The organism is Fodinicurvata halophila, assembly GCF_042651425.1.
Taxonomy (GTDB): Bacteria; Pseudomonadota; Alphaproteobacteria; order Kiloniellales; family DSM-21159; genus Fodinicurvata; species Fodinicurvata halophila.
The window spans coordinates 37,327-62,832 of record NZ_JBHSCW010000009.1 but is presented as its reverse complement, the minus strand read 5'-3'; the positions used below and the strand labels follow the sequence as shown (position 1 = coordinate 62,832).

The 25,506-nt window shown below is 64.9% G+C and carries 23 protein-coding genes; 13 read left to right on the top strand and 10 right to left on the bottom strand.

From position 1 onward, the window contains the following. The 7 genes from ACFOW6_RS15050 to ACFOW6_RS15020 all read right to left on the bottom strand — a co-directional run. A partial coding sequence (locus ACFOW6_RS15050) for an inverse autotransporter beta domain-containing protein (RefSeq protein WP_382423246.1) occupies nt 1-608 on the bottom strand: 608 nt, incomplete at its 3' end. Nucleotides 609-918: 310 nt separating this feature from the next. Then, nucleotides 919-1,932, bottom strand: coding sequence for a helix-turn-helix domain-containing protein (locus ACFOW6_RS15045; protein ID WP_382423245.1), 1,014 nt, complete (start codon nt 1,930-1,932; stop codon nt 919-921). Between the two features lie 274 nt (nt 1,933-2,206). Further along, nucleotides 2,207-3,670, bottom strand: a complete 1,464-nt coding sequence (gatB, locus tag ACFOW6_RS15040; protein WP_382423244.1) for an Asp-tRNA(Asn)/Glu-tRNA(Gln) amidotransferase subunit GatB — start codon at nt 3,668-3,670, stop codon at nt 2,207-2,209. A gap of 9 nt (nt 3,671-3,679) precedes the next feature. After that, nucleotides 3,680-5,161 (bottom strand): Asp-tRNA(Asn)/Glu-tRNA(Gln) amidotransferase subunit GatA, encoded by a 1,482-nt coding sequence (gatA, locus tag ACFOW6_RS15035; protein ID WP_382423243.1) that lies wholly within the window; start codon nt 5,159-5,161, stop codon nt 3,680-3,682. Continuing rightward, nucleotides 5,158-5,445, bottom strand: a complete 288-nt coding sequence (gatC, locus tag ACFOW6_RS15030; protein WP_382423242.1) for an Asp-tRNA(Asn)/Glu-tRNA(Gln) amidotransferase subunit GatC — start codon at nt 5,443-5,445, stop codon at nt 5,158-5,160. The genes gatA and gatC overlap by 4 nt, the downstream gene beginning before the upstream one ends. A gap of 120 nt (nt 5,446-5,565) precedes the next feature. Then, nucleotides 5,566-5,982 (bottom strand): type II toxin-antitoxin system VapC family toxin, encoded by a 417-nt coding sequence (locus ACFOW6_RS15025; RefSeq protein WP_382423241.1) that lies wholly within the window; start codon nt 5,980-5,982, stop codon nt 5,566-5,568. Continuing rightward, nucleotides 5,982-6,236 (bottom strand): type II toxin-antitoxin system Phd/YefM family antitoxin, encoded by a 255-nt coding sequence (locus tag ACFOW6_RS15020; protein ID WP_382423240.1) that lies wholly within the window; start codon nt 6,234-6,236, stop codon nt 5,982-5,984. The genes ACFOW6_RS15025 and ACFOW6_RS15020 overlap by 1 nt, the downstream gene beginning before the upstream one ends. A 79-nt stretch (nt 6,237-6,315) precedes the next feature. Here ACFOW6_RS15020 and ruvX point away from each other — a divergent pair, with 79 nt between their 5' ends. The 5 genes from ruvX to ACFOW6_RS14995 all read left to right on the top strand — a co-directional run bounded on the left by ruvX (nt 6,316) and on the right by ACFOW6_RS14995 (nt 11,703). Beyond that, nucleotides 6,316-6,813, top strand: coding sequence for a Holliday junction resolvase RuvX (gene ruvX / locus ACFOW6_RS15015; protein WP_382423239.1), 498 nt, complete (start codon nt 6,316-6,318; stop codon nt 6,811-6,813). A gap of 48 nt (nt 6,814-6,861) precedes the next feature. Then, nucleotides 6,862-7,776, top strand: a complete 915-nt coding sequence (locus ACFOW6_RS15010) for an AEC family transporter (RefSeq protein WP_382423238.1) — start codon at nt 6,862-6,864, stop codon at nt 7,774-7,776. An 88-nt stretch (nt 7,777-7,864) separates the two neighbouring features. Continuing rightward, the gene (locus ACFOW6_RS15005; protein WP_382423237.1) at nt 7,865-9,079 is read left to right on the top strand and encodes a CaiB/BaiF CoA transferase family protein; all 1,215 of its coding nucleotides are present in this window, start codon (nt 7,865-7,867) and stop codon (nt 9,077-9,079) included. Nucleotides 9,080-9,117: 38 nt separating this feature from the next. After that, a complete protein-coding gene (locus tag ACFOW6_RS15000) occupies nt 9,118-10,758 on the top strand; it encodes an amidohydrolase (RefSeq protein ID WP_382423236.1) in 1,641 nt (546 codons plus the stop codon). A 15-nt stretch (nt 10,759-10,773) separates the two neighbouring features. Further along, entirely contained in the window at nt 10,774-11,703 is a 930-nt protein-coding gene (locus tag ACFOW6_RS14995) for a CobW family GTP-binding protein (protein WP_382423235.1), read from the top strand. 7 nt (nt 11,704-11,710) lie between these two features. On the opposite strand, the gene mtgA is transcribed toward ACFOW6_RS14995, so the two are convergent. Further along, nucleotides 11,711-12,448: a monofunctional biosynthetic peptidoglycan transglycosylase gene (gene mtgA, locus ACFOW6_RS14990; RefSeq protein WP_382423234.1), complete on the bottom strand. Its 738-nt coding sequence runs from the start codon at nt 12,446-12,448 to the stop codon at nt 11,711-11,713. Nucleotides 12,449-12,499: 51 nt separating this feature from the next. Between mtgA and ACFOW6_RS14985 the strand changes: the two genes are divergently transcribed. From ACFOW6_RS14985 to rpmG, 8 genes are all read left to right on the top strand, one after another. Beyond that, nucleotides 12,500-13,465, top strand: a complete 966-nt coding sequence (locus ACFOW6_RS14985) for an aspartate carbamoyltransferase catalytic subunit (protein WP_382423233.1) — start codon at nt 12,500-12,502, stop codon at nt 13,463-13,465. Nucleotides 13,466-13,469: 4 nt separating this feature from the next. Then, the gene (gene pyrC / locus ACFOW6_RS14980) at nt 13,470-14,777 is read left to right on the top strand and encodes a dihydroorotase (RefSeq protein ID WP_382423232.1); all 1,308 of its coding nucleotides are present in this window, start codon (nt 13,470-13,472) and stop codon (nt 14,775-14,777) included. Between the two features lie 10 nt (nt 14,778-14,787). After that, entirely contained in the window at nt 14,788-15,414 is a 627-nt protein-coding gene (plsY, locus tag ACFOW6_RS14975; RefSeq protein WP_382423231.1) for a glycerol-3-phosphate 1-O-acyltransferase PlsY, read from the top strand. A gap of 54 nt (nt 15,415-15,468) precedes the next feature. Continuing rightward, nucleotides 15,469-16,593: a DNA-processing protein DprA gene (dprA, locus tag ACFOW6_RS14970; RefSeq protein ID WP_382423230.1), complete on the top strand. Its 1,125-nt coding sequence runs from the start codon at nt 15,469-15,471 to the stop codon at nt 16,591-16,593. Between the two features lie 202 nt (nt 16,594-16,795). Next, the gene (gene topA / locus ACFOW6_RS14965) at nt 16,796-19,396 is read left to right on the top strand and encodes a type I DNA topoisomerase (protein ID WP_382423229.1); all 2,601 of its coding nucleotides are present in this window, start codon (nt 16,796-16,798) and stop codon (nt 19,394-19,396) included. Nucleotides 19,397-19,399: 3 nt separating this feature from the next. After that, complete coding sequence (gene rnr / locus ACFOW6_RS14960) at nt 19,400-21,697, top strand: ribonuclease R (RefSeq protein WP_382423228.1); 2,298 nt, start codon at nt 19,400-19,402, stop codon at nt 21,695-21,697. Nucleotides 21,698-21,806: 109 nt separating this feature from the next. Continuing rightward, nucleotides 21,807-23,402 (top strand): S41 family peptidase, encoded by a 1,596-nt coding sequence (locus tag ACFOW6_RS14955; protein ID WP_382423227.1) that lies wholly within the window; start codon nt 21,807-21,809, stop codon nt 23,400-23,402. A 110-nt stretch (nt 23,403-23,512) separates the two neighbouring features. Beyond that, nucleotides 23,513-23,680, top strand: a complete 168-nt coding sequence (gene rpmG / locus ACFOW6_RS14950; protein WP_022729510.1) for a 50S ribosomal protein L33 — start codon at nt 23,513-23,515, stop codon at nt 23,678-23,680. A 180-nt stretch (nt 23,681-23,860) separates the two neighbouring features. Here the strand turns inward: rpmG and ACFOW6_RS14945 are convergent, their stop codons facing one another. Together ACFOW6_RS14945 and ACFOW6_RS14940 are read right to left on the bottom strand one after the other, a co-directional pair. After that, on the bottom strand, nt 23,861-24,043 hold the full coding sequence (locus ACFOW6_RS14945; protein ID WP_382423226.1) for a hypothetical protein: 183 nt from the start codon (nt 24,041-24,043) through the stop codon (nt 23,861-23,863). Nucleotides 24,044-24,061: 18 nt separating this feature from the next. After that, nucleotides 24,062-25,504 carry a GntP family permease gene (locus tag ACFOW6_RS14940; RefSeq protein WP_382423225.1) on the bottom strand — a complete coding sequence of 481 codons (1,443 nt, stop codon included), beginning with the start codon at nt 25,502-25,504 and terminating at the stop codon, nt 24,062-24,064. Nucleotides 25,505-25,506: the final 2 nt, after the last annotated feature.

Genomic DNA, 25,506 nt, shown 5'->3' with positions numbered 1-25,506 from the left:
CGAAGGTCCAGCGGCCCCTCGCGCTCGAAAACCGGCACACGCGCGCCCACCTCGGCATCGACGCCGTAGAGTGCGCGCTCCTCGCCGGCGAGGAGCTGCAGCTCGCCGCCCTGGACCTCCAGCTCGGCTTCGCCGGGCGCGTCCTGCCACTGCGCCCCGAAGGGGATGTAGGCGTTGGCCCGGAAATCGAAGTCGGGGCCCAGGGCCTCGACGCCCAGGGTCGCCTGGTGGAAGGTGTTGTCGTGCTCGCTGCGGCGGACGTCCAGGTAGCCATAGCCGCCGAGGTTCCAGCCGCTGTCCAGCATGCGCCGGTAGATGAAACCTACGTTGCCTTCCATGGAGCTGTGATTGTCGCCCGTCATGCGCAGGTTGACCAGGGCCAGCGAGCGTTCGTCCTGCCAGGCCGGGGCGTAGATGTCGAACTGCCCCAGCGAGCGCTCGGTCCCCAGCTTGCCCCCCATCTCCAGCCAGCCAGACCACTTGGGGGCCGATCCATCCTCCTGCGCCAGGGCTGTGGGGGAGAGCAGCAGCGCGCCCGCCAGGGCCGTCGTCACCGACAGGGTGCTTAAACGGCTGTGGGAACACGTCCGGAGGGATTGTACTGGCATGGCTTCCTTCCCGTTCACTGTCGATGCGTTTCGTTGCCCCCCGCTTCGAGGAATCGACCGTTTCCGTCTTACGGCCTCAGGGAGCAACGCTCTGTTTTCTTTAGCCTTTTCCCCAGTAGTCATTGAATTATCACAGGCGGTGCAGTCTGCCATCCCGGGCTCGGCCGATCTGGGACAGACAGGCAAATGAGAAGAGGAGAAAGAAACGCAGAGGCAACAGGGACGCGAGACGCACAAGTCTTGCGGAGGGCCTCAAGCGTTCACGCGAGGCCCGAATCTCCCTTCGCCATCGTTCACAAGGAAACGCGCACTAAAGGCCCAGGAGATCGATCCAATGCCTGAGATCACCCTGGTCCTCTTGGCTGCCAGAAGGCACCTGACGGCTTTGCTGGCGCAGGTCCTGGGGCGAGAGATCGAACAGCGCACGGAAGCTGCGGGAGAAGTGGGCCCGGCTGCGGAAACCATAGGCCTCAGCCAAGGCCCCGATGCTGCGGGGCTCCTCCGGATCCTGCAGGCTGGCGCGAATGCGCGCCAGGCGGCGATCCTGGATGAAGCGGGCCACGCCGCCTTCGGAGTCGAACAATCGGTAGAGACTGGACCGGGAGAGGCCGAGATCGGCACAGATCGTCTCCGGCGTCAGGTCGGGCGCGGCCAGCTTGGCCTCGATGTAGCGCTTGACGCGCGTGCGGGCCACGGCCGCCAGCTGCGGCCGGACGCGCTCCTGGGCTTCGGCGTCGGCCCGCATGCAGGCCGCGATCATGTCGCGCGTGATCCGGGCAACCTCGGGCGCCTCCCCCTGGGAGAGGCTGGGAAGGCGCCGCATCAGGGCCTGTAGGTAGTCGCCCAGGAAGGCGCCGCGCTCGGGCGGGAGGACCAGCCCGTGCAGTCCTTCCGGGGTGGCCAAGGTTTCGCTCAGGTAGTCGCGCGGGATGAGGATGTTCACGATGTCGGTCTCACCGCCCACCGTCTCCAGGGGCTGTGCCAGGTCGATCACCGAGACATAGCCTTCCCGCACCCGGGTTTCCGTTCCCCCCAGTTCACCCTGGTAGCCGCCGGTGCGGTGCACCTGGACCAGGATGTGATCCGTGCGGGCCGAGCGCCGCGCCTGCTGGAAATTCTGCGGCTGCGTCCAGACGGAGCCGGCCATGAGCTCGCCCAGATGGTAGGCTTCGACGATGCTTCGGAAGTCCTCTCCGTTATCGTCTGACAGCGGCGTGACATCGAAGACCGGCGCAATGCTCTCGCGCCAAGCTTCGAAGCGGTCGGCCAGCTCAAGGGCATCGCTGTCGAAGTACGTGAAGGGAAGGGACTGGGTTGCCGTCACACCGTCGGACTCTCGATACCTTCGCGACGGCGGTAAACTCGCAGTCGTGGTTCGCTCCGGTCAAGTCTCGTGGTGCCTTAGCGATCGGGAGTATCCGACCTTGGAAGGAAGCCCTGTCTACTTCAATCCACTCTACCGCCTCATGCTGTGAGGTGCCCAGCCCGAAGGGCCGGGCCTCGAAGCATGTTGACACAGGTGGCGAGGGAAGGATCCAGGCATAGGGCAAAGCCGTCGCAGACGACTCCACGCCCCCGACTCCGAACCGATCCCCAGCTCAGCCGCCCAGCTTGTCCTTGAGCAGTTGGTTGACCATGCCCGGGTTGGCCTTGCCCTGGCTGGCCTTCATGACCTGGCCGACGAACCAGCCGATGACCTTGGGGTTGTCGCCACTGCGGTACTGCTCGGCCTGGTCGGGATTCTCGGCGATCACCGTGTCGACGATGGCCTCGATCTCGCCGGTGTCGGTGATCTGCTTCAGCCCCTTCTCCTCGACGATGGCGGCGGCGTCCTTGCCGGTGGCCCACATCTCCTCGAAGACGTCCTTGGCGATGCGCCCGGAAATCGTGCCGTCGGCGATCAGGTCGATCAGGCCGCCCAGCTGTTCCGCGCCGACCGGCGCATCCTTCAGATCCAGGCCCGAGGCGTTGAGGGCCCCGAAGAAGTTCACCGTGACCCAGTTGGCCACCGTCTTGGGATCGCGCTTGCCGCCCTCGCCCAGCACCGCCTCGAAGAAGGCCGCGTTGGCCTGCTCGGCCACCAGCACGCTGGCGTCATAGGGCGTCAGGCCATAGTCCTTGATGAAGCGTGCCTTCTTCTCGTCGGGCAACTCCGGCAGGTTGCCGCCCAGCTCGTCCACCCAGGCCTGCTCGATCTCCAGCGGCAGCAGGTCGGGGTCGGGGAAGTAGCGATAGTCGTGCGCCTCTTCCTTGTTGCGCATGGAGCGGCTCTCGCCCTTGCGCGCGTCGAACAGGCGGGTTTCCAGGATCACGCGGCCGCCGCTCTCGATCAGCTCGACCTGGCGGCGCGCCTCGTACTCGATGGCCTGCTGCACGAAGCGTACGGAGTTCACGTTCTTGGTCTCCGTACGCGTACCAAGCGCCTCCCCTGGTTTGCGCACCGAGAGGTTCACGTCGCAGCGCATGGAGCCCTCGTCCATGTTGCCGTCGCAGGTGCCCAGATAGCGCAGGATGGAGCGCAGCTTGCGGATATAGGCGCCGGCCTCCTCGGCCGAGCGCATGTCCGGCTTGGAGACGATCTCCATCAGCGCCACGCCCGAACGATTCAGGTCGACGAAGGTCTTGTTGGGATCCTGGTCGTGCATCGACTTGCCGGCATCCTGCTCCAGGTGCAGGCGCTCGATGCCGATCTCGCGTGAAGGGCCGTCGGGCAGGTCGATGGTGATCACGCCCTCGCCGACGACCGGTGTCTGGTACTGGCTGATCTGATAGCCCTGCGGCAGGTCTGGATAGAAGTAGTTCTTGCGCTCGAAGACCGACTCCAGATTGATGTGCGCGTTCAGCCCCAGGCCCGTACGCACGGCCTGGGCCACGCACTCACGATTGAGCACCGGCAGCATGCCGGGCATGGCGGCATCCACCAGCGAGACCTGGCTGTTCGGCGCCGAGCCGAAGGCCGTGGAGGCGCCGGAAAAGAGCTTGGAGCGGGAGATCACCTGGGCGTGGATCTCCAGCCCGATGACGACTTCCCAGTCCCCTGTTTCACCCTGGATCAGACTCATGGCGTATTCCTATTCCGACAGGAAGGCCGGCTCTGCCGTGAAGGCGGCGGCCTCTTCCAGAACCCCGGCACTGCGCAGCACCGTTTCCTCATCAAAGGGCCGGCCCAGCAGCTGCAGGCCCAGCGGCAGGCCGTCCGACGACAGCCCGGCCGGCAGCGAGATGCCCGGCAGGCCGGCCAGGCTGGCCGGTACGGTGAAGACGTCGTTCAGGTACATGGCCACGGGGTCGTCCATCTTGTCGCCCATGGCGAAGGCGGCGGACGGCGCCGTGGGCGTCAGGATCACGTCCACCTGCTCATAGGCCCTGGTGAAGTCCTGGGCAATCAGGGTCCGCACCTGGCGCGCCTTGTTGTAGTAGGCATCGTAGTAGCCGGCCGAGAGCACGTAGGTGCCGATCAGGATGCGGCGCTTGACCTCGTCGCCGAAGCCGGCCCCGCGTGTGGCCTCGTACATCTGCTCCAGGTTGTCGTAACCCTCGCCGCGCTGGCCGTAGCGCACGCCGTCATAGCGCGCCAGGTTCGAGGAGGCCTCGGCCGGCGCGATGATGTAGTAGGTCGGCAGGGCATACTGCGTGTGCGGCAGGGAAATGTCGTGTATCTCGGCGCCTGCATCCTTAAGCCAGTCTATGCCCTGCTGCCACAGGCGATCGAGCTCCTCGGACATGCCGTCCAGGCGATATTCCCTGGGAATGCCGACCTTCAGGCCACGCACGTCGCCGGTCAATGCGGCCTCGAAATCCGGCACGGGCATGTTCACCGAGGTCGAGTCCTTCGGGTCGTGCCCGCACATGGACTTCAGCAGGATGGAGCAGTCGCGCACCGAACGGGCCATGGGCCCGGCCTGGTCCAGAGATGAGGCGAAGGCAACGATGCCCCAGCGCGAGCAGCGCCCGTAGGTGGGCTTCATGCCGGTAATTCCGGTGAAGGCCGCCGGCTGGCGGATCGAGCCGCCGGTGTCGGTGCCGGTGGCGCCCAGCGCCAGGCGCGCCGCCACCGCGGTGGCCGACCCTCCGGAGGACCCGCCGGGCACCAGTTTGCGGTTGTCGCCCTTGCGCTTCCAGGGGTTCTCGACGCCGCCGTAGTAGCTGGTCATGTTGGACGACCCCATGGCGAACTCGTCCAGATTGGTCTTGCCCAGCATCAGCGCGCCATCGTTCCAGAGATTGGTCGTCACGGTGGATTCATAGGGCGGCGCGAAATCCTCCAGGATGCGGCTGCCGGCCGTGGTCTGGACATCCTTCGTGCAGAAGAGGTCCTTGATGGCCAGGGGCAGGCCCTCCAGGGGACGCGCTTCGCCCTTGCCGCGGCGCGTGTCGGCTTCCCCGGCACTTTCCAGGGCCTTCTCGGGCGTCTCCACAATGAAGCTGTTGAGATCGCGCGCCGCTTCCATGGCCGAGACATGGGCCTCGGTCAGCTCGCGGGCGGTGAAGTCCCCCTTGGCCAGGCCGTCGCGCGCCTGGGCCAGGGTCAGCCGGGTCAACTCGCTCGTCATTCCACCACCTTCGGCACGACGTAGAAGCCCTGCAGGCTTTCGGGCGCATTGCGCAGGACGTCCTCGGGATAGCCCCCGTCGCTCACCTCGTCCTCGCGCAGCGGCAGTTTCATCTGGGCCACCGAGGTCATGGGCGCGACCCCTGTCGTATCGACCTCACCCAGTTGTTCGATCCACCCGAAAATCTGGCTCAGCTCGCCGGCCATGGCCTCCGTCTTCTCCGGGTCCATGCGCAGCCGTGCCAGCTTGGCGATGTGCGCCACGGTATCCTTGTCCACCGACATGCTTCATCCGACTGGTTTGTTGCTCTGCGAAATGCGCGCGGACCCTAGCACCGGGCCCCCAAGGCGGCAAGATGCACGAAAGGTGCAAAAGGCGGGAGTTTGCACACAGCGTGTAACAGCTCAGCTCCAGGGATTCAGAACCGGAACACCTGTCCTCTCAAAATCAGCTACGTTCTGGGTAACGACGGTCATTCCGTGAACAATGGCCGTTGCCGCAATGTAGGCATCCCGGTCCGGGCCAGAATCAGGCACATGCAGTCTGGCGCAACGCAGCGCGACAGCAGTATCCAGTGGCAAGGTCCGTTCGGCAAACTCTGGTAAGACGTGATACTTCATCCAGGCCCGCAGGAGCGCGCCCTGTTCGGGATCCTTCCTTTCAAATCGCAGAATTCCCAACTCGAGTTCCATGAGCGTGATCACCGATAGATAAAGCTCGGAGGCATCCACGCTGTCCGCCCAGGCCGCAACCTTGGAATTTGCCTTCCCGGCGCGCACCTTGCGCAGTTCGGAAACGACGTTGGTATCCAGCAAAAGCATTATTCAAGATCGGCTGCACGCGGAAGTTCGCGCGACCGAGGAAACTCGATTTCGACATCGGCAATGCCCGGCATCGCAAGTGCATCCGCAATGTTGCGCCGCTTGCCTGAAAGTTTTTGATAGTCTTCGTAGCTCATCAGGACATGAGCAGGTTTTCCGCGATCGGTGATAAACACAGGTCCCCGCTTGGCCGCCTTCTTGGCGCGACCAATATCCTGGTTCAACTCACGACTGGAAAAGGTCTTGATTGACATGGGACCCTCCAAAAGCGTTTAACGTAGTTACGTTACTACATAGAAAGTCTTTCCTCAACGTCAACGGCCGGACCAATTCATGAACTTCGTCGACCTCCACGACCTGTCGAACCACCTGCCTCCACGCTCACGCCTGCTGGGCCTGGACCTGGGGGAGAAGACCATCGGGCTGGCCATCTCGGATTCGGCGCTCAGCCTCGCCTCGCCGCTGGAGACCATCGCGCGCAAGAAGTTCACCCGGGATGCCGAGGCCCTGAAGGCGATCTGCCACGAACGCGAGGTGGGCGGGCTGGTCTTCGGGCTGCCGGTGCACATGGACGGCAGCGAGGGCACACGGGCGCGCTCGACGCGGCAGTTCGCGCGCAACCTGCCGGAGATCGCCGGGCTGGACCTGCCCACGGCCTTCTGGGACGAGCGCCTGTCCACTGCCGCCGTGGAACGTGTCCTGGTCGACGAGGCCGACATGACTCGGGCGAAACGCGGCAAGGTCGTGGACAAGATGGCCGCAGCCTATATCCTGCAGGGCGCGCTGGACGCCCTGCGCAATTCTCCCGCCGGAGGAGGCACTTCCTCCTGAGTCTCCCATCACGCCTGGTCGGGATGCCCTCGGGCTCCCTCTTACTGCATGCTCGACATCGTCCTGGTCATCATCCCGATCTTCCTGCTGATCTTCCTGGGCCACGTCCTGCGCAAGAAGCAGTTTCCCGGCGACGGTTTCTGGGAGCCGGCGGAGCGCCTGACCTACTACGTCTTCTTTCCTGCCCTGTTGATCAGCACGCTGGCCCAGGCCGACTTCACGGAGGTGGAGGCCGCACCGATGATCGGGGTCCTGGCGCTTTCGATCGGGCTCATGAGCCTGCTGGCCCTGGGGCTGAAGCGCCTGCTCGGCATCGACGGACCCAGTTTCAGCAGCCTCTATCAGAGCGTCATCCGCTTCAACACCTACATCGGTTTCTCGGTGGCCGCTGCCTATTACGGCGCACCCGGCATGACCGCGGCCGCCCTGGTCGTGGCCTTCCTGGCGCCCCTGGTGAACATCCTGACCGTCATCGCCCTGGCCCGCTATGGCAAGGCCGGACGTCCGGGCCTCCTGCGCATCGCGAAACAGGTGCTCTCCAATCCCCTGATCCTGGGCTGTCTTGGCGGCCTGGCCCTGAACCTGACGGGCCTGGGCCTGCCCCCTGTGATTGGCCCCTTCCTGGAGATCATGGGCCAGGCCTCGCTGCCCATCGGGCTGCTGGCCGTGGGCGCCAGCCTGCAGCTTCGCGCCCTGAAATCGGCCGGCAGCCTGCCCCTGGCCGCCGCCGGGCTGAAGCTGTTCCTGCTGCCGCTGGTCACCTTCGGCATCCTGCAGGCCTGGGGCGTCACCGGCATCACCGCCGCCATCCCCATCCTGTTCAACGCCCTGCCGGCCGCGCCGGTCTCCTACATCATGGCCCGGCACCTGGGTGGCAATGCCGAGCTGATGGCCGGCCTGATCACGCTCCACACCCTGCTGTCCATGGCGACCGTACCGATCGTACTGGCCTTGCTGGCCTGAAAAGACATGTGCCGGGTCTTGACCTTCCGGGCGCGGGCGGGCGTCATGCCAGACAGTTGATGGAAGAAACTCAGGAACGAACGGACTGATGACTGGACCACTTGCCGGATTGCGCGTTTTCGACCTGACCCGGATCCTTGCCGGGCCCACCTGTACCCAGCTGCTGGGCGACCTTGGCGCCGATATCATCAAGATCGAGCGCCCCGGCGAGGGCGATGACACCCGCCGCTGGGGCCCGCCCTATGTCCGCAACGAGGACGGCAGCGACAGCGACGCCAGCGCCTATTACCTCGCCTCCAACCGCAACAAGCGCTCGCTGACCATCGACATCGCCAAGCCCGAGGGGCAGGCACTGGCCAAGCGCCTGATCGCCGACTGCGATATCCTGGTGGAGAACTTCAAGGCCGGCGGGCTCAAGAAGTACGGCCTGGACTATGACAGCGTGAAGGCCATTCGTCCGGACATCGTCTACTGCTCCATCACCGGCTTCGGACAGAGCGGCCCCTATTCCTCGCGCGCCGGCTACGACTACCTGGCCCAGGGCATGGGCGGCATGATGAGCCTGACCGGCGAACCGGACGGCGAGCCCATGAAGGTGGGCGTCGGCATCTCGGACATCATGTGCGGCATGTACGCCTCGAACGCCATCCTGGCCGCCATCCACCACCGCACGAAGACGGGCGAGGGCCAGTACATCGACCTCGCCCTGCTGGACACCCAGGTGGCCTGGCTGGTGAACGAGGGCCTGAACTACCTGGTCTCCGGCAAGGTCCCGAAACGGCTCGGCAACGAGCACGCCAACATCGTTCCCTACAAGGTCATGCCCTGCAAGGACGGCTACTTCATCCTGGCTGTCGGCAACGACCGGCAGTTCCAGCGCTTCTGCACCTTCGCCGGTGCGCCGGAGCTGGCCGAGGATCCGCGCTTTGTCACCAACTCGCTGCGCATCGCCAACCGCGAGGCGCTCTACGAGATCCTGCCGGAGTACACGAGGCAGTACACCATCGACGAATGGGTCGAGGGGCTGAGCGAGCTGGGCGTGCCCTGCGGGCCGGTGAACACCCTGGACCGGGTTTTCGAGGATCCGCAGGTGCAGCATCGCGAGATGCAGATCTCCATGCCCTATCCGGGCAGCGAGAAGGGCGAGGTGGACCTGATCGGCAATCCGGTGAAGATGAGCCGCACGCCCGTGGAGTACCGCGTGCCGCCACCGCATGTGGGCGAACACACCGAGGAAGTGCTGAAGGAATTCGGGCTCAGTGACGAGGAGATCGATCGCCTGCGCGGCGAAGAGATCGTCTGAAGCACCGCACGCCACATCCCGCACGCACGAGGTCCGTCATGAGAGAACCCGCCACGATCTATCCGGCGCGCAAGATCATCACCATGAACCGCCACCGGCCCTTCGCCGAGGCCATCGCCGTCTCGGAGGGCCGCCTGCTGGGCGTCGGGCCGGTGGAGGAACTGAAGTCCTGGGGCGAGCACAGGATCGACGACAGCCTGCGCGACAAGGTGCTGCTGCCGGGCTTCGTGGAGGGGCATTGCCACGCCCTGGAAGGCGGCATGTGGGCGCATGTCTACACCGGCTTCTACGACCGCATGGACCCGAACGGCAAGGTCTGGCCAGGCCTCAAGTCCATCGACGAAGTGGTCCAGCGCCTGCAGGAGGCCGACCGGGCGATGGAGGACCCCGATACACCGCTGACCGCCTGGGGCCTGGACCCTGTCTTCTTCGAGGGCCGGCGCATGGTCGCGGCCGATCTGGACCGTGTCTCCACCACACGGCCGATCTTCATCCTGCACGCCAACGTCCATGTCCTGAACGTGAACTCCCTCGTGCTGGAAAAGGCCGGCATCACGGCGGACAGTTCGGTCGAGGGCGTCATGACCGGCGAGGACGGCAAGCCCAACGGCGAGCTGCAGGAGTTCGCCGCCATGTTCCTGGCGCAGCAGCCCTTCAATGTGGACTACTTCGCGCGCGTCTCGCAGGCCGATGCCCTGCGCGACTTCGGCCGCATGGCCGTGCTGACCGGGACCACCACGGCCACCGACCTCTACAACGAGCTGCCCGAGAGCGTGGTGGACAACTTCCGCACGGTGACGGCCGAAGCGGACTATCCCCTCTGCCTGGTATCGGCCTACACCGCCACCGCCGACACCCCCGAGCGCGGCGTGGAAAAGATGGCCGACCTGATGCGCCACAACACCGACCGCCTGCGCTTTGGGCTCATCAAGGTGATGACCGACGGCACCCTGCAGTCCTTCACCGCCCGGCTCAACTGGCCCGGATATTACGGCAGCGACGCCCAGGGCATCTGGAACCTGACGCCGCAGCAATTCCTGGACTCGGCCCGCGCCTTTCACAAGGCCGGCCACCTGATCCACATGCACACCAACGGCGACCAGGCCTCGGACCTGGCGCTCGACGTCATCGGACAGGTCCTGGCCGAGCATCCGCGCCTCGATCATCGACACACCATCCAGCACGGCCAGATGCTTTCCACGGCGCAGTTCCGGCGCATCGCCAACCTGAGCATGTGCGCCAATCTCTTCAGCAATCACATCTACTACTGGGGCGACATCCACTACCGCCTGAGCCTGGGCCCGGAGCGCGCCGAGCGCATGAACGCCGCGGCAACCGCAGCCAAGATGGGGGTCAACTTCGCCATCCACTCCGATGCCCCGGTGACTCCGCTGGGGCCGCTCTTCACCGCGTGGTGCGCCGTCAATCGCCTGACCTCGGGCGGGCGCATCCTGGGGGAATCCGAGCGCATCACCGTGCCCGAGGCGCTCTATGCCATCACCATGGGGGCGGCCTATACCCTGAAGATGGATCACGAAATCGGCAGCCTGGAAGCCGGCAAGCGCGCCGATGTGGCGATCCTGGAGGACGACCCCCTGGAGGTCTCGCGCGAGCAGCTGAAAGACCTGCGTATCCACGGCACCATGCAGGGCGGACGGATCTTCGAAGCCGGAACCTAGGCTGGAGGAACGGCCATGATCACCAAGAAGCCAGCCATCCCGCTCAGCGTGATCGGGGGCTTCCTCGGTTCAGGCAAGACCACGCTCATCAACAACCTGTTGCGCGAAACCGACGGCCGGCGCCTGACGATCCTGGTCAACGACTTCGGCGACATCAACATCGACGCAGACCTGGTCGCCGCGCACGACGGACGCACCCTCCAGCTCAGCAACGGCTGCATCTGCTGCACCATTGGCGATTCCCTGAGCCGCAGCCTGATGGAGATCGCCGCCATGCCGGAGTCCCCCGAGCATGTGGTGATCGAGGCCAGCGGCGTGGCCGATCCCGGTCGCATCGCCCAGATCGGCCTGGCCGGCGGCGCCTACAGCCTGCAGGCCGTCTGCGTGCTGGCCGATGCCGCCAACCTGCCAACCCACGCCGCCGACCGCTACATGGGCGACACGGTGATACACCAGCTGAAACGTGCGGACTTCATCGCCCTCAACAAGTGCGACCTGGTCGACGAGGCAGACCGCACGCAGCTGTATGCGCGCCTGACGGACTGGGGCATCACCTGCCCTGTCCTAGAAACCACGCAGGGCCAGGTGCCGCTGTCGCTGCTTCTGGAGCCCCGGGAGAGGGAGAGTCCGGAGAACCTTGAGGAGCACCACCACGACTCCCATGCCGAACGCCTGCGCTCCTGGAGCCTGAGCACAGACACCCCGCTGAATCGGACCGCCTTTGAAGCCGCCCTTGAAGATATCAAGGGCCGCGCCCTGCGCGCCAAGGGCCTGCTGCGCTTCTCCGATGCCCCACACCATCTGGAGGTGCTCCAACTGGTGGGACGGCGATACGAGTTGTCCCCGGTCCGTGAGGCGGAAGGAGAAGAGGCCTCCCGGTTGGTCGTGATCACCGCGGGGGATGTGGAGTTGCCGGCGAGCCTGCGAGACTTTTTCCCGAAGTGAAGACCTCTCAGCGGGCACAGTCCAGCAGCGGACCCAGCTGGTGGATGCGCCGCTGCAGCGTGCTGGCCCGTCCGGCGATGTAGTTGGTCGGCTGACTTGCAGACCAGCGTCTGGGATTGGGAAGCACGGCCGCCAGCAAGGCAGCCTCACGCTCCGTCAACTGCGCCGCCGACTTTCCGAAATGGTGGCGCGCCGCCGCCTCGGCGCCATAGACACCGGGCGCCCACTCGGCGATGTTGAGATAGATCTCCAGAATGCGTTGTTTCGACAGTAGGATCTCGAGATAGACCGTCAGATAAGCCTCGACACCCTTGCGCAGCAGGCTGCGCACCGGCAGCAGGTAGAGGTTCTTGGCTGTCTGCATGGAAATGGTGCTGGCGCCGCGTGCGCCCTCTCCAGCCTGCCATTCCCGCCAGGCCATCTGCAGGGACTCGAAGTCGAATCCGTTGTGGGCGCAGAACAGGTTGTCTTCCGCGGCGATGACGGCAAAGCCCAGGGATGGAGAGATTTCCTCCCTGGGCACCCAGTCGTGCGACCAGCCCTCGCCCTCGAACAGCCGGGCCACCATCAATGGCGTGGCCGGGACCGGCAGGACGGTATAGAGCAGCGTGAAGGTTGCCGGCATGCCGACCAGTACGACCAGGACCAGCACACCCGTGCGCTGCACCCAGCGCCGGCGGAGGAGTTTCGACCAGCGGCCACGGCCCCCTGTCTTGCCCCCCTTCTTCGAAGCTTTCCCGGCCACGCCGTCTAGCGCCTTGCACGCCTTGGCGCAGAGTGCCATAAGACCCGCGTCATGTGTTCAGATCGCCCCCTCGACAGCAATACGGGTTACGCGCACAGACATCTTCTCGGTATCGAGGGGCTGCAACGCGCGGAAATCGCCACGCTCCTCGATCTGGCCGACGACTACGCCCGTCAGGACCCCCGAGCCCATCGGCCCAACACTTTGCTTTCGGGCCACACGGTAATCAACCTCTTCTTCGAGACCTCGACCCGCACCCGCACCTCCTTCGAGCTGGCCGCCAAGCGCCTGGGAGCGGAGGTGATCAACATGTCGGTGGCCTGGTCCTCGATCAAGAAGGGCGAAACCCTGATCGACACGGCCATGACCCTGACCGCCATGCGCCCTGACGTCCTGGTGGTGCGCCACCCCGATTCCGGCGCGGTCAAGCTGCTGAGCGAGAAGGTCGACTGCGCCGTCATCAACGGCGGCGACGGCAGCCACGAGCACCCCACCCAGGCCCTGCTGGACGCGCTCACCATCCGGCAAAGGAAGGGCGGCCTGGCCGGACTGACCGTGGCGATCTGCGGCGATATCCTGCACAGCCGCGTGGCGCGCTCCAACATCCACCTGCTGAACATCATGGGCGCCCGGGTACGGGTCATCGCCCCGCCGACCCTGATGCCTTCGAAGGTGGAACGGCTGGGCGTCACCGCCTTTCACGATATGAACCAGGGCCTGCAGGACGTGGACATCGTGATGATGCTGCGCTTGCAGACCGAACGCATGCAGGGCAGCTACGTCCCCTCGGTGCGGGAGTACTTCCGCTTCTATGGCCTCGACCGCGAAAAGCTCTCGAAGGCGAAGCCCGACGCGCTGATCATGCACCCGGGCCCGATGAACCGCGGCGTGGAAATCGACACCGAGGTGGCCGACGACATCGACCGCTCCGTCATCCGCCAGCAGGTCGAGATGGGTGTCGCCGTGCGCATGGCCTGTCTCGACATCCTGACCCGCGGCCAGGCGCAGGAGACGTGAAGGCATGTCCGTGAAATCCCCTGAACGCACCGCCTATATCAACGCCCGCCTGATCGACCCGGACACCGGCCTGGATGCGCCGGGCGGCCTGCTGACCGAGGGCGAGGAGATCCTGGATCTGGGCGCCGGCCTCTTCGCCGAGGGCGCCCCGGAAGGGGTGACGGTCATCAACTGCGCCGGGGCCGTACTCGCCCCGGGCCTGGTCGACCTGCGCACGCAGCTGCGCGAGCCCGGGGAAGAGCACAAGGAGACCATCGCCAGCGCCGGGCGCGCCGCCGTGGCCGGCGGAATAACCTCGATGGTGGCGCTACCCAACACCGATCCCATCGTGGACGATGTCGCCGGCGTGGAGTTCGTCGCCCGCCGGGCGCGCGAGGAGAAACTGGCCAAGGTCTACACCTACGCTTCCATTACCCGCGGCCTGGAGGGGCAGGAGCTCACGGAGATCGGCCTTTTGAGCGAGTACGGCGCGCGTGGCTTCACCGACGGCATGCAGCCCGTCGCCGATGCCAACGTCATGCGACGCGCCCTCAGCTATTCCAGCGCCTTCGACACGGTGGTCCTGCAGATGCCCCAGGAACCCAGTCTCAGCAGCGGAGTCATGAATTCCGGCGAACTCGCCATGCGCCTGGGCCTCTCCGGCATCTCCCCCCTGGCCGAGGTCATTATGCTTGAGCGCGACCTGAGACTGGTCGAGATGACCGGGGGACGCTACCACGCCAGCCTGGTTTCCACGGCGGCCTCGGTCGATGTCATTCGCCGCGCGCGCCAGCGCGGTCTCGCCGTTACCTGCGATACGGCCCCGCAGTACTTCACGCTCAACGAAAGCGAGGTGGGGGACTACCGGACCTTCGCCCGCACCATGCCGCCGCTGCGCTCGGAGGAGGATCGCCAGGCCATCGCGGACGCCGTGGCCGACGGCACCATCGATGCCATCTGCAGCGACCACAGCCCCCACGACCAGGACTCCAAGCGCCTGCCCTTCGCGCTTGCGGAGCCGGGAATCGTCGGCCTGGAAACCCTGCTGCCGCTCTCGCTTGCCCTGGTGCACAAGGACGCGCTGTCGATGAAGGACCTGATATCGCGCCTGACCACAGCACCGGCCGCCATCCTGAAGGGCCGCAGCGGCCTGAAAAAGGGCGGACCCGCGGATTTCGTGATCTTCGACCCGGACCGGCCCTGGATGATCGAGCCGGACCGTTTCCGCAGCAAGTCGAAGAATTCGCCGTTCGAGCACTATGCCGTGCAGGGAGAGGTTTTGCAGACCGTCGTGGACGGACGAACCGTGTACTCTGCCGCCGAGGAAAGGTGACACACGAAGGATGCCGGATCCCATCTCCTGGGCCTTTGCCTGGCCATACCTGCTGACCGCCCTTGCCTGCGGCTACCTGTTGGGCTCGCTGCCCTTCGGGCTGCTGGTGACACGGCTGGCCGGCCTCGGGGATATCCGCAAGATCGGCTCCGGGAACATCGGCGCCACCAACGTCCTGCGCACCGGCCGCAAGGACCTGGCGGCCCTGACCCTGATCTTCGATCTCGGCAAGGGCGCCGCCGCTGTCCTGATCGGTCTGCACTGGGGACCCGACATCTCTCTTACTGCCGGGTTCGGTGCCGTTCTCGGCCACCTCTTCCCGGTCTGGCTGATGTTCCGGGGCGGCAAGGGCGTCGCCACCACGCTGGGCACGCTGCTGGCTGTGGCCTGGCCGGTCGGCCTGGCCACCTGTGCCACCTGGCTGGTGGTTGCCGGCGTCTTCCGCTACTCTTCCCTGGCAAGCCTGCTCTCGCTGGCCGTTTCCCCTCTGTTTGCCTGGTGGTTGATCGGCGATGTCCAACTGGTGGAGTTCTGCGGACTGCTTGCCGTCCTTATCTGGCTGCGCCACCTGTCGAACATCAAGCGCCTGCTGAAGGGCGAGGAATCGCGTATTTCCTTCAGCCGCAAGACATCCTGAAAACTTTCAACCTGAAATATTGACCGGCGCAGAGAGACACGCGAAAGTAAAAGCATGACCGCCCATGCCTCCCTTTCCCTCTCCGCTGCCCAAGAGCGCATCGACTGGCTCCGCCTGGCCCGCAGCGAGACGATCGGTCCGGCAACCTTCCGTGAACTCCTGAGCCGATACGGCACGGCTGGCGCTGCCCTGGAGGCGGTGCCCGAACTGGCACGATGCGGCGGACGCAAGAGCGGCATCCGGCTCTGCACCAAAGAGGCCGCAGAGCATGAGCTCGAGCAACTGGACCGGCTCGGTGCGGTCCTGCTCAGGTCGTGCGACGAGGACTACCCCGAAGCCCTTCGGGCAATCGACTCCGCCCCGCCCGTCCTGACCTGCAAGGGAGATAGGGAACTCCTGAAGCGGCCGTCCTTTGCCATCGTCGGGGCACGCAATGCCTCGCTGAATGCGCGCAAACTGGCACGTCGACTGGCCAGTGAACTCGGCGAATCAGGGCTGGTCATCACCTCCGGACTGGCTCGGGGTATCGATGCCGCTGCTCACGAAGGAGCCCTGGAGAGTGGAACCATCGCCGTGCTCGCCGGCGGGATCGACAGCATTTTCCCGCCGGAGAACAAGGACCTGCATCATCGGATCGCCGAGCAGGGCCTGCTGGTCGCGGAATCGCCGCCCGGCACCCAGCCGAAAGCCAGTCATTTTCCGCGCCGCAATCGGATCGTCTCCGGGCTGTCGAAAGGCGTTCTGGTGGTCGAGGCCGCACTACGCTCCGGCTCGCTGATCACTGCACGCCTGGCCTTGGATCAGGGTCGCGAGGTCTTCGCCATTCCCGGCTCGCCGCTGGATCCGCGTGCCAAGGGTGCCAATGACCTGATCCGTCAGGGGGCCGTGCTGACCGAAAGCGCCCAGGACGTACTGGTCACCCTGAGCGGCCTGAGCGGCCTGGCTGAACCACCGCCCAGCGAAGGCTTTGCGCCCCCCTCGACAGACGCGGAAGATGCAGGTCTGGACGAGGCGCGCCAACATCTGGAGGAACTGCTTTCCCCGGTTCCGATCCAGTTGGACGACCTGTTGCGCGACAGCGGCCTCACTCCGGGAACTGTCAGCCTGATCCTGCTTGAGCTCGAACTGGCCGGACGCCTGGAACGCCACCCGGGTCACAGGATCGCGCTGATCGCATAAGGTTGAATTTACCGGCTTATGCTGCTCCAGGCCAAAATGCTTCTTCGCGTCATTTTCGGGACGGCTCTTCGCGGCGAGGTTGACGAATTCGTAGGCGGATGCCAATTGTCTGCGCGTACCTCACATCCGCGGCTTCCGCTGGTCGGCTCGCTGTGCCCCTGCGAGAGAAGCGCGAGAAACCTACAGGAACCCCATTTTCTCCATGCATGTCGTCGTCGTCGAATCGCCTGCCAAGGCCAAGACCATAAACAAGTATCTGGGTGAAGACTTCCAGGTGCTGGCCAGTTATGGCCATGTCCGCGACCTGCCTTCCAAGGACGGATCGGTCGCGCCCGACCAGGACTTCTCCATGTCCTGGCAGGTGGACGAGCGCGGTGAGAAGCGACTCAAGGAGATCGCCCAGGCCGTAAAGAATGCCGACCAGCTCTACCTCGCCACCGACCCCGATCGCGAGGGCGAGGCCATCTCCTGGCACATCGTCGAGGAGTTGCAGCGTCGGAAGGTGCTCAACGGCATTCCGGTCAAGCGCGTGGTCTTCAGCGAAATCACCAAGTCGGCAGTGACCGACGCCTTCAAGAACCCGCGCGAGTTGAACCAGGAACTGATCGACGCCTACCTGGCACGGCGCGCACTGGATTATCTGGTCGGCTTCAACCTCTCGCCCGTGCTCTGGCGCAAGCTGCCGGGCAGCAAATCCGCCGGGCGCGTGCAGTCGGTCGCCCTGCGCCTGATCTGTGAACGGGAGTCCGAGATCGAGGCCTTCCGCCCGCAGGAATACTGGAGCATCACCGCACTGATGGAGGCCGTGGGTCAGGCCCAGTTCAAGGCCCGGCTGACCCAGCTGGACGGCGAAAAGCTGGATCGCCTGTCCCTGGGCGACGAGGGTGCGGCCCGCAAGGCCGAGGTCGCCATTCGCGAAGCCGGAAGCTATCGGGTCGCCAAGGTCGAACGCAAGCAGGTCAAGCGCAATCCCCAGCCGCCGTTCACCACCTCGACCCTGCAGCAGGAGGCCTCGCGCAAGCTGGGCTTCGGCGCCACGCGGACCATGCGCACGGCACAGCGCCTCTACGAGGGCATCGAGCTGGGGGGCGAGAACGTCGGCCTGATCACCTACATGCGGACCGACGGGGTCGCCATGTCCGGCGAGGCCATCTCGGGGGCGCGCGAGAGCATCGCCGCACGGCACGGCGACAACTACCTGCCTCCCTCGCCGCGCATCTACAAGACCAAGGCCAAGAATGCTCAGGAAGCACACGAGCCCATCCGGCCAACCGACTTCGGCCGCCTGCCCGAAGAGCTGCGCGGACGCCTGGGCGAGGACGAGGCCCGGCTCTACGACCTGATCTACGTCCGGGCCCTCGCCAGCCAGATGGCCAGCGCCGATGTTGAACAGGTGGCTGCGGATATCGAGGCCGGCAAGCGCGCCATGCTGCGCTCCACCGGATCGACCATAAAGTTCGACGGCTTCCTGAAGCTCTACCAGGAAGGGCGCGACGAGCCGCAGGACGAAGACGAGCAGGAGACACGCCTGCCGAAGCTGGAGGAAGGCCAGGACCTGCATCTGCGCGACGTGGAACCTGCTCAGCACTTCACCCAGCCGCCACCGCGCTACAGCGAGGCAAGCCTGGTCAAGAAACTGGAGGAACTGGGCATCGGCCGTCCCTCCACCTATGCCTCGATCCTGCAGGTGCTGCAGGATCGCGACTATGTCCGGCTGGAGAAGCGCCGCTTCATACCGGAAGACCGCGGCCGCATGGTGGCCGCCTTTCTCAGCAGTTTCTTCGAACGCTACGTGGAATACGATTTCACGGCGCGCCTGGAAGAGGAACTGGACGAGATCTCCGACGGCCGTATCGACTGGAAGGAGGTTTTGCGCCGCTTCTGGCAGGCCTTCCACCAGACCATCGAGGAAACCAAGGGCCTACGCATCTCGGATGTCATCGACGCCCTGGACGAGGACCTGGGTCCGCACTTCTTCCCGGCAGATCCGGACAACCCGGACAAGGATCCGCGTCAGTGTCCCTCCTGCGGCACCGGCCGCCTGGGCCTGCGCATCGGCAAGACCGGCGGCTTCATCGGCTGTTCCAACTATCCCGACTGCCGCTTGACGCGCACCTTGGCAGCCGCGGCCAACCGCGACGGCGAAGAGGGCGCCGACCTGGCCAGTCAGCCCCGCGTGCTGGGAGAGGATCCGGAAAGCGGCCAACAGGTCACCCTGCGCAAAGGCCCCTATGGCCTCTATGTCCAACTGGGCGAAGCCGTCGAGAAGGGCGAGAAACCCAAACGCACCTCCCTGCCCAAGGGGCTTGATCCCGATGCCGTCGACCTGGAGCGCGCGCTGGCTCTCCTGTCCCTGCCGCGCAGCCTGGGCACCCACGAGGGCGAGGAGGTCACGGCCGGAATCGGACGTTATGGCCCCTATGTCCGCAAGGGCCGCACCTACAAGTCGATTCCGGCGGATGAGGATGTCCTGTCCATCGGGCTGAACCGTGCCGTCGACCTGCTGGCGCAGGTGCCTGGCAAGGCGGCTGCGCTGCGCACCCTGGGCCAGCATCCCGAAGACGGGGAACCGGTGACACTTCACAGCGGGCGCTACGGTCCCTATGTGAAGCACAACAAGCTCAACGCATCCCTGCCAAAGAACGCCGACCCCGACGCCCTGACCCTGGAAGAGAGCCTCGAACTTCTGCGCAAGCAGGCAGAAAAGAAAGGCGGCAAGGGAGGTCGCACGAAAAAGGCCTCAGGCAGCGGGAAGACGGCGTCCGGCAAGTCGTCACGCGCAAGGAAAGCCGATCAGGCGTAACCCGTGGCACGCAAGCAGACACAGTTCCCCTCCCGCGAAGACGTCCTGGACTTCATTCGCAGCAGCGAGACGCCGGTCCCCCGGCGCGAATTGGCGCGTGCCTTCAATGTGAAGGGCGAAGACCGCAGACGCCTGCGCGAACTGCTCAAGGAACTGCAGGACGAGGGAGAACTCGAGTCACCCGAGGGCCGCAAGGTGGCAGCCCCTGGCGCCCTGCCATCGGTCACCGTCATCGAGATCCATGACACCGACGAGGACGGCGAACTCCTCGCTCGCCCGGTGCGCTGGGACAGCGATCAGGCCCCGCCGCGCATCTATGTCGCCCCCGGCAAGTCGACCCCCCGCGGCTATGCCATCGGACAACGGCTGCTGGCTCGGCTGAACCGCAGCACGGAGGGAGACTACGAGGCTCAGGTCATCCGGCGCCTCCACGAAGGCCCGCGGGAAGTCCTGGGCATCTACGAGGTCGGGCCAAACGGCGGCCGCCTGCGTCCCACGGACAAGCGCGCCAAGCATGATTTCCGGATCGCCAAGGCCGATAGCAAGGGGGCGGAATCCGGTGAACTGGTGCTGGCCCAGATCCGGGCCCACCATCCGCGGGCCGGACGGACCAAGGAAGCCGTGGTCAGCGAACGCCTGGGCAGCCTGGACAACCCCAGAGCCCTGAGCCTCATTGCCATCCACGAGCACGGTATTCCGACGGAATTTCCGGACGATGCCATCGCCGAGGCGGAGGCGGCCGGCGCCGTGAGCGAAGACAATCGCACGGACCTGCGGGATGTTCCACTCATCACCATCGACGGCAGCGATGCCCGCGACTTCGACGACGCGGTCTTCGCCCAGGCCGAGGGCGACCCGAAAGCGCCTGACGGCTGGCGGATCATCGTCGCCATCGCCGACGTGGCCCACTACGTACGTCCCGGCAGTGCGCTGGACCAGGAAGCTCGCAAACGCGGCAACTCCGCCTATTTCCCGGATCGGGTCGTGCCGATGCTGCCCGAAGCCTTGTCCAACGGCTGGTGCTCCCTGCGACCGAACGAGGAGCGCGGCTGCCTGGCTGTGGAACTCCGCATCGATGCCGAGGGGCGGCTGAAGAAGCACCGTTTCGTGCGGGGCATCATGCGCTCGGCGGCCCGCCTGACCTACGAGCAGGTGGAGGCCGCCTACAACGGTGAGCCCGACGACACCACCGCCCCCCTGGTCCAGGAGGTCATCCGCCCCCTTTACGGCGCCTACAACAGCCTTCTCAAGGATCGCAAGCGCCGCGGTACACTGGACCTGGACATGCCCGAGCGCCAGATCGTCATGAACGACAGCGGGCACGTCGAAGCGATCCTGCCGCGCCAACGCCTGGAAAGCCACAAGCTGATCGAGGAGTTCATGATCGCCGCCAACGTGGCGGCGGCCCAGGAACTGGAAAAGCGCAACCAGCCCTGCATGTACCGGGTCCACGACGAACCCGACAAGGCCAAGGTGGAGGACCTGTCCGAAGTGCTGTCCACCATGGGACTCAAGCTTGCGCCCGGCCAGGTCCTGGAGCCCAAGATCTTCAACCGCATCCTGGACAAGGTCTCCGGCACGTCGGAAAGCGCCCTGGTCAGCGAGCTGGTCCTGCGCGCCCAGTCCCAGGCCATGTACAGCCCGGAGAACGTGGGCCACTTCGGGCTCGCGCTGCCGCGCTATGCCCACTTCACCTCACCGATCCGCCGCTATGCCGACCTGCTGGTTCATCGCGCCCTGATCCGCGGCCTGAAGCTCGGCGAGGACGGCCTGCCCAAGGAAGACGAGGCCCGCTTCTCGGAAATCGCGGAGCATATCAGCGAGACCGAACGACGTGCGGCGGCTGCCGAACGCGATGCGGACGACCGGCTGACGGCCTCCTATCTGAAGGACCACGTGGGCGAGGTCTTCGCGGGCCGGATCAGCGGCGTCACCCGTTTCGGGCTCTTCGTCAAGCTGCGCGACAGCGGTGCGGACGGGCTGGTGCCGATCTCCTCCCTGCCCAGCGACTACTATTTCCACGATGAGACCCACCACTGCCTGACCGGCCGTCAGCACGGCCGCGTCTATCGCCAGGGCGATGATGTCCATGTCCTGCTCAGCGAGGCGGAACCGCTGACCGGCGGCCTCATCCTTCAGGTTCTGGAGGGCGAGGACCCACCCGAAAGCATGCCTGCCACCCAGAAGCCTCGCGCAGGGAAACCGGGCAGGAAAGGCAGTGGCAGCAAAGCGGAACCGAAAGGCAAGGCAAAGGCCCACAAAGGCGGGAAGCGTGGCAAATCCGCCGCGAAGAATCGCTAAAGCCGACGCCGCTTCACAAAAGGCTGGCCCGATCCTTGCTTTCTTGTAAAAGTGGAGCAGGATAATGCTTCGCGACATGATCTCCTGTCCGAGGGTGGATATAACAGCAATGCGCTTTGGGTTTTCGGGACACCTGCGACTGACGCCTCTTGCAGGCCTGTTGCTTTTCCTGCTTGCCGCCTGTGCATCGGGTGCGGGGCAGCAGAACGGAAACGGTTATGACGAAGTGGCCGCGCGCTACATGTTCGCGACCGGGTATCAGGACATCAATGCCGTCTATATCCAGGACATTCCCATAGAGACACTGGCCTTCTCCGGGCTGCAGAAATTGCACGAGGTGGACCCCACCATCTCCGTTACGCGCAAGCCGGAACGCTTCCTGCTGAATCAGGAGGGCGAGACCATCAGTCGCTATGAGCTGCCGAAGGGTAACCGCATCGACCTCTGGGGCAAGGTGACGGCGCAGATCGTCGACGATTCCCGGAAAGCCTCGCCGAAGATCGCCGAGGCCGGACGCGAACAGCTCTATGAAAAGGTCTTCGAGGGCATGATCGAGCCCCTGGACGGCTATTCGCGCTATGCCACACCCGAGGAGGCACGCGAAAATCGCGCCAACCGCGATGGTTTCGGCGGTATCGGCGTACGCATCCAATTGATCGACAAGGGCGTCGAGATCGTCAATGTCATGGACGACAGTCCCGCAGAACGAGCCGGCCTGGACGACTGGGACGTCATCGTGGGCATCGATGGCGTGCCGGCACCAGAGCTCTCTCAGGAAGAGGTGGTCAGCCGCCTGCGCGGGCCTCTGGGCACGCACGTCACCCTGGGTATAGAGCGTCCCGGCAGGGTCGAGGGCACCTGGCGGTCATTGGAGGTGAAGGTGGAGCGCGCCCACATCGTTCCCCAGACCGTGGAATACGAGCGCCTGGACAATGTCGCCTATTTCCGCATCAGCGGCTTCAACCACGACACCGCTGAAACCCTCAAGGCAAAGCTCGAACAGGCCAAGGACGAGATGGGCAATCGTCTGGAGGGCTATATCCTGGACCTGCGGAGCAACCCCGGCGGACTTCTGGATCAGGCGGTATTCGTGTCCGATCTGTTCCTGGGCGAGGGGCGTATCGTCTCCACGCATGGGCGTCACCCGGACAGCCACCAGTATTTCGAGGCGCGGGACGATGCCCATTTTCCCGAGGCACCCGTTCTCGTCCTGATCAACGGCAGCTCTGCCTCGGCCGCGGAAATCGTGGCGGCCGCCCTGCAGGACTCGGGCCGCGGCATCGTCGTCGGCAGCAATTCCTACGGCAAGGGAACGGTCCAGACTGTCCTGCGCCTGCCCAACGAGGGCGAGTTGACGCTGACTTGGGCGACCTTCCATGCGCCTGCCGGCTATTCCCTGGATCGTCGCGGTGTTCTGCCCAATGTCTGCACCAGCCGCCAGGACGGCGATCTGCAGGAGACCCTGTCCCAGCTCTCGGGCGGACGCCTGATCTCCAGTCCGCATCTGCGGCAGCGGGACATCGATCGCGAGAACGAACTGGCCTTGGCCGAGTTCCGGTCCATCTGTCCGACCAGCGACAGCCTGAATGAAACAGATATCGAAGTGGCCATGAAGCTGCTACAGGACCCCGGCCTGCTCTCCCATGCCCGGCGCGGCGCCCCCAGCACTGCCCAGCGCATGGCCGAGGACAGGACGGCGGAGTAAACAGCCGGTTTCCTTCGCACGGGATTGAGAGATCTTCCCTTGACTTGTGCGCCTTGCCGGCTAATGTCCGCCGCCAAAGTCACAGATTCTGACCCCGGAAGGAAATCACTATGGCGAAGCCCGTCACACAGTGGATCAAGCTCGTCAGCACCGCGGACACCGGCTACTTCTACGTCAAGAAGAAGAACCCGCGGAACCAGACCGAGAAGATGAGCTTTCGCAAGTACGACCCCGTCGCGCGCAAGCACGTCGAGTTCAAGGAATCCAAGATGAAGTAAGCTCTGCGGCCGGGTACAAGCCCAGCTGCCACAGAGTTTTTTCATACGGTCGTGAAGAGCCGCCTTTTCCCCGGGAGAAGGCGGTTAAGCTTTTTGCTCTGCCGAGTCTTGTTCGCCAAAAATCCACTCCCTTGGAGCCACTCGGATTGGTGACAGGCTGCGGCGTGCGTCCAGTCAGGCCTATTCTGGCCATACCCTGCGCCGATGATGGAGTAATCCGAAGCGTTTACGGGCCGAACGATCGAACGGGTCTATCTGGACAAAAGCGATCGCGACCATGAACTGACCAACGCCAGGCGGGTGTTCCTCTCCGGCCAGACGCCCGGCATGCACGGCCGCCTCAAGCGTGAACTGCACCGGCATCCGGGCCGGTTTTCTTTATCAGAAACTCCCCAGCAACGTTCCCAGGATAATCAGCACGGTCAGAGCAATGATCGGTATAACCACGGCGACGACGGCGATATCAAGGTAGGCCTCGCGGTGTGTCAGCCCGCAGATCGCAAGAAGCGTGATGACGGCGCCATTGTGGGGCAATGCATCGAGCCCGCCGGTCGCCACCGCGGTCACCCGGTGCATCAAATCCGGTGAAATGCCGACGGCCTGGGCCATCTCCATATAGACGCCGCCGAGCGTGGTGAGCGCAATGCTCATGCCGCCCGACGCCGAGCCGGTCATCCCGGCCAAAAGGTTGACCGCGATCGCAAGTGATATCAGCGGATTGTCGCCGCCGATATCGATCACCGAATCGCGGATCAAGGTGAAGGCCGAGAGCGAGGCGATAACGGAGCCGAACCCGACAAGGCTCGCGGTATTGAAAATAGGCAGCAGGGAGGCGTGCGCACCGGCATCCAACGAAGCGGTCAGCCTGGGCAGGCGTGACCAGTTTACGGCAATCATCAACAGGATCGAGATGACCAGTGCGGAGATGATGGACCAGATGCCGCGCACTGAATCGATGGTCGTCGCGCCATATTCCGGCGCTGCGAGGTAGTTGGTGTCCATGGCCGGAATAACGATGGCGGTGAAGACGAGATTGACGGTGATCACCGTAGCAAGCGGCAGCACCGCCAGCATGAAGGACGGCAGCTTGGCCGGGGGCACTTCGGCCGGAAGCTCTGCAATGTCGAAGTTTTCGCCCGAGGCACGCTCGCGCAAGGCGACAGGAGCGCGCGGTGCCGCGTCCGGATGATCTCCATAGCCTTCGGGGATGACCCGGGCCCGTCGCTCCAGCCACAGTTGACCGAGCGCAAACATGATCAACGCGGCCAGAATGCCCAGCCCCGGCGCGGCAAAGGGCGTCGTTCCGAAGTAAGGCATCGGGATCGCATTCTGGATTGCTGGCGTACCGGGCAACGCTGTCATGGTGAAGGTGAAGGCCCCAAGCGCAATGGTGCCTGGTATCAGCCGCTTGGGAAGGTCGGCGCGACGGAACACCGCCGCCGCGATCGGGAACACGGCGAAAGCGACAACGAACAGGGACACCCCACCATAGGTCATCGCGGCGCATGACAGGACCACCGCCAGTATGGCGCGCTCGCTGCCAAGCTTGCGGATCGTTGCGTTGGCCAGCACCTCCGCACTTCCGGAAGCCTCCATCAGCTTGCCGAAGATGGCGCCAAGCAGGAAGACCGGAAAATACTGAACGATGAAGTCGCCTGCCGAGGCCATGAAGATCTGGGTGTAACTGGCAAGCAGAGGCCGTTCCAGCGAGGCAAGCACGGCCAGCATGGCGAGGCCAGGCGCCAGGATCAGCAAGGTGACGCCACGATAGGCCAAATAGATGAGCCCGCCGAGCGCTGTCACGAGAACGAGAATGCCATACATCC

Excerpts from the sequence above, each read along its gene's own strand:
- gatB (WP_382423244.1), bottom strand. The coding sequence starts at position 3,670 with ATGAGTCTGATCCAGGGTGAAACAGGGGACTGGGAAGTCGTCATCGGG.
- gatA (WP_382423243.1), bottom strand. The coding sequence starts at position 5,161 with ATGACGAGCGAGTTGACCCGGCTGACCCTGGCCCAGGCGCGCGACGGC.
- gatC (WP_382423242.1), bottom strand. The coding sequence starts at position 5,445 with ATGTCGGTGGACAAGGATACCGTGGCGCACATCGCCAAGCTGGCACGG.
- ACFOW6_RS15025 (WP_382423241.1), bottom strand. The coding sequence starts at position 5,982 with ATGCTTTTGCTGGATACCAACGTCGTTTCCGAACTGCGCAAGGTGCGC.
- ACFOW6_RS15020 (WP_382423240.1), bottom strand. The coding sequence starts at position 6,236 with ATGTCAATCAAGACCTTTTCCAGTCGTGAGTTGAACCAGGATATTGGT.
- ruvX (WP_382423239.1), top strand. The coding sequence starts at position 6,316 with ATGAACTTCGTCGACCTCCACGACCTGTCGAACCACCTGCCTCCACGC.
- ACFOW6_RS15010 (WP_382423238.1), top strand. The coding sequence starts at position 6,862 with ATGCTCGACATCGTCCTGGTCATCATCCCGATCTTCCTGCTGATCTTC.
- ACFOW6_RS15005 (WP_382423237.1), top strand. The coding sequence starts at position 7,865 with ATGACTGGACCACTTGCCGGATTGCGCGTTTTCGACCTGACCCGGATC.
- ACFOW6_RS15000 (WP_382423236.1), top strand. The coding sequence starts at position 9,118 with ATGAGAGAACCCGCCACGATCTATCCGGCGCGCAAGATCATCACCATG.
- ACFOW6_RS14995 (WP_382423235.1), top strand. The coding sequence starts at position 10,774 with ATGATCACCAAGAAGCCAGCCATCCCGCTCAGCGTGATCGGGGGCTTC.
- ACFOW6_RS14985 (WP_382423233.1), top strand. The coding sequence starts at position 12,500 with ATGTGTTCAGATCGCCCCCTCGACAGCAATACGGGTTACGCGCACAGA.
- pyrC (WP_382423232.1), top strand. The coding sequence starts at position 13,470 with ATGTCCGTGAAATCCCCTGAACGCACCGCCTATATCAACGCCCGCCTG.
- plsY (WP_382423231.1), top strand. The coding sequence starts at position 14,788 with ATGCCGGATCCCATCTCCTGGGCCTTTGCCTGGCCATACCTGCTGACC.
- dprA (WP_382423230.1), top strand. The coding sequence starts at position 15,469 with ATGACCGCCCATGCCTCCCTTTCCCTCTCCGCTGCCCAAGAGCGCATC.
- topA (WP_382423229.1), top strand. The coding sequence starts at position 16,796 with ATGCATGTCGTCGTCGTCGAATCGCCTGCCAAGGCCAAGACCATAAAC.
- ACFOW6_RS14955 (WP_382423227.1), top strand. The coding sequence starts at position 21,807 with ATGCGCTTTGGGTTTTCGGGACACCTGCGACTGACGCCTCTTGCAGGC.
- rpmG (WP_022729510.1), top strand. The coding sequence starts at position 23,513 with ATGGCGAAGCCCGTCACACAGTGGATCAAGCTCGTCAGCACCGCGGAC.
- ACFOW6_RS14945 (WP_382423226.1), bottom strand. The coding sequence starts at position 24,043 with ATGCCGGTGCAGTTCACGCTTGAGGCGGCCGTGCATGCCGGGCGTCTG.
- ACFOW6_RS14940 (WP_382423225.1), bottom strand. The coding sequence starts at position 25,504 with ATGTATGGCATTCTCGTTCTCGTGACAGCGCTCGGCGGGCTCATCTAT.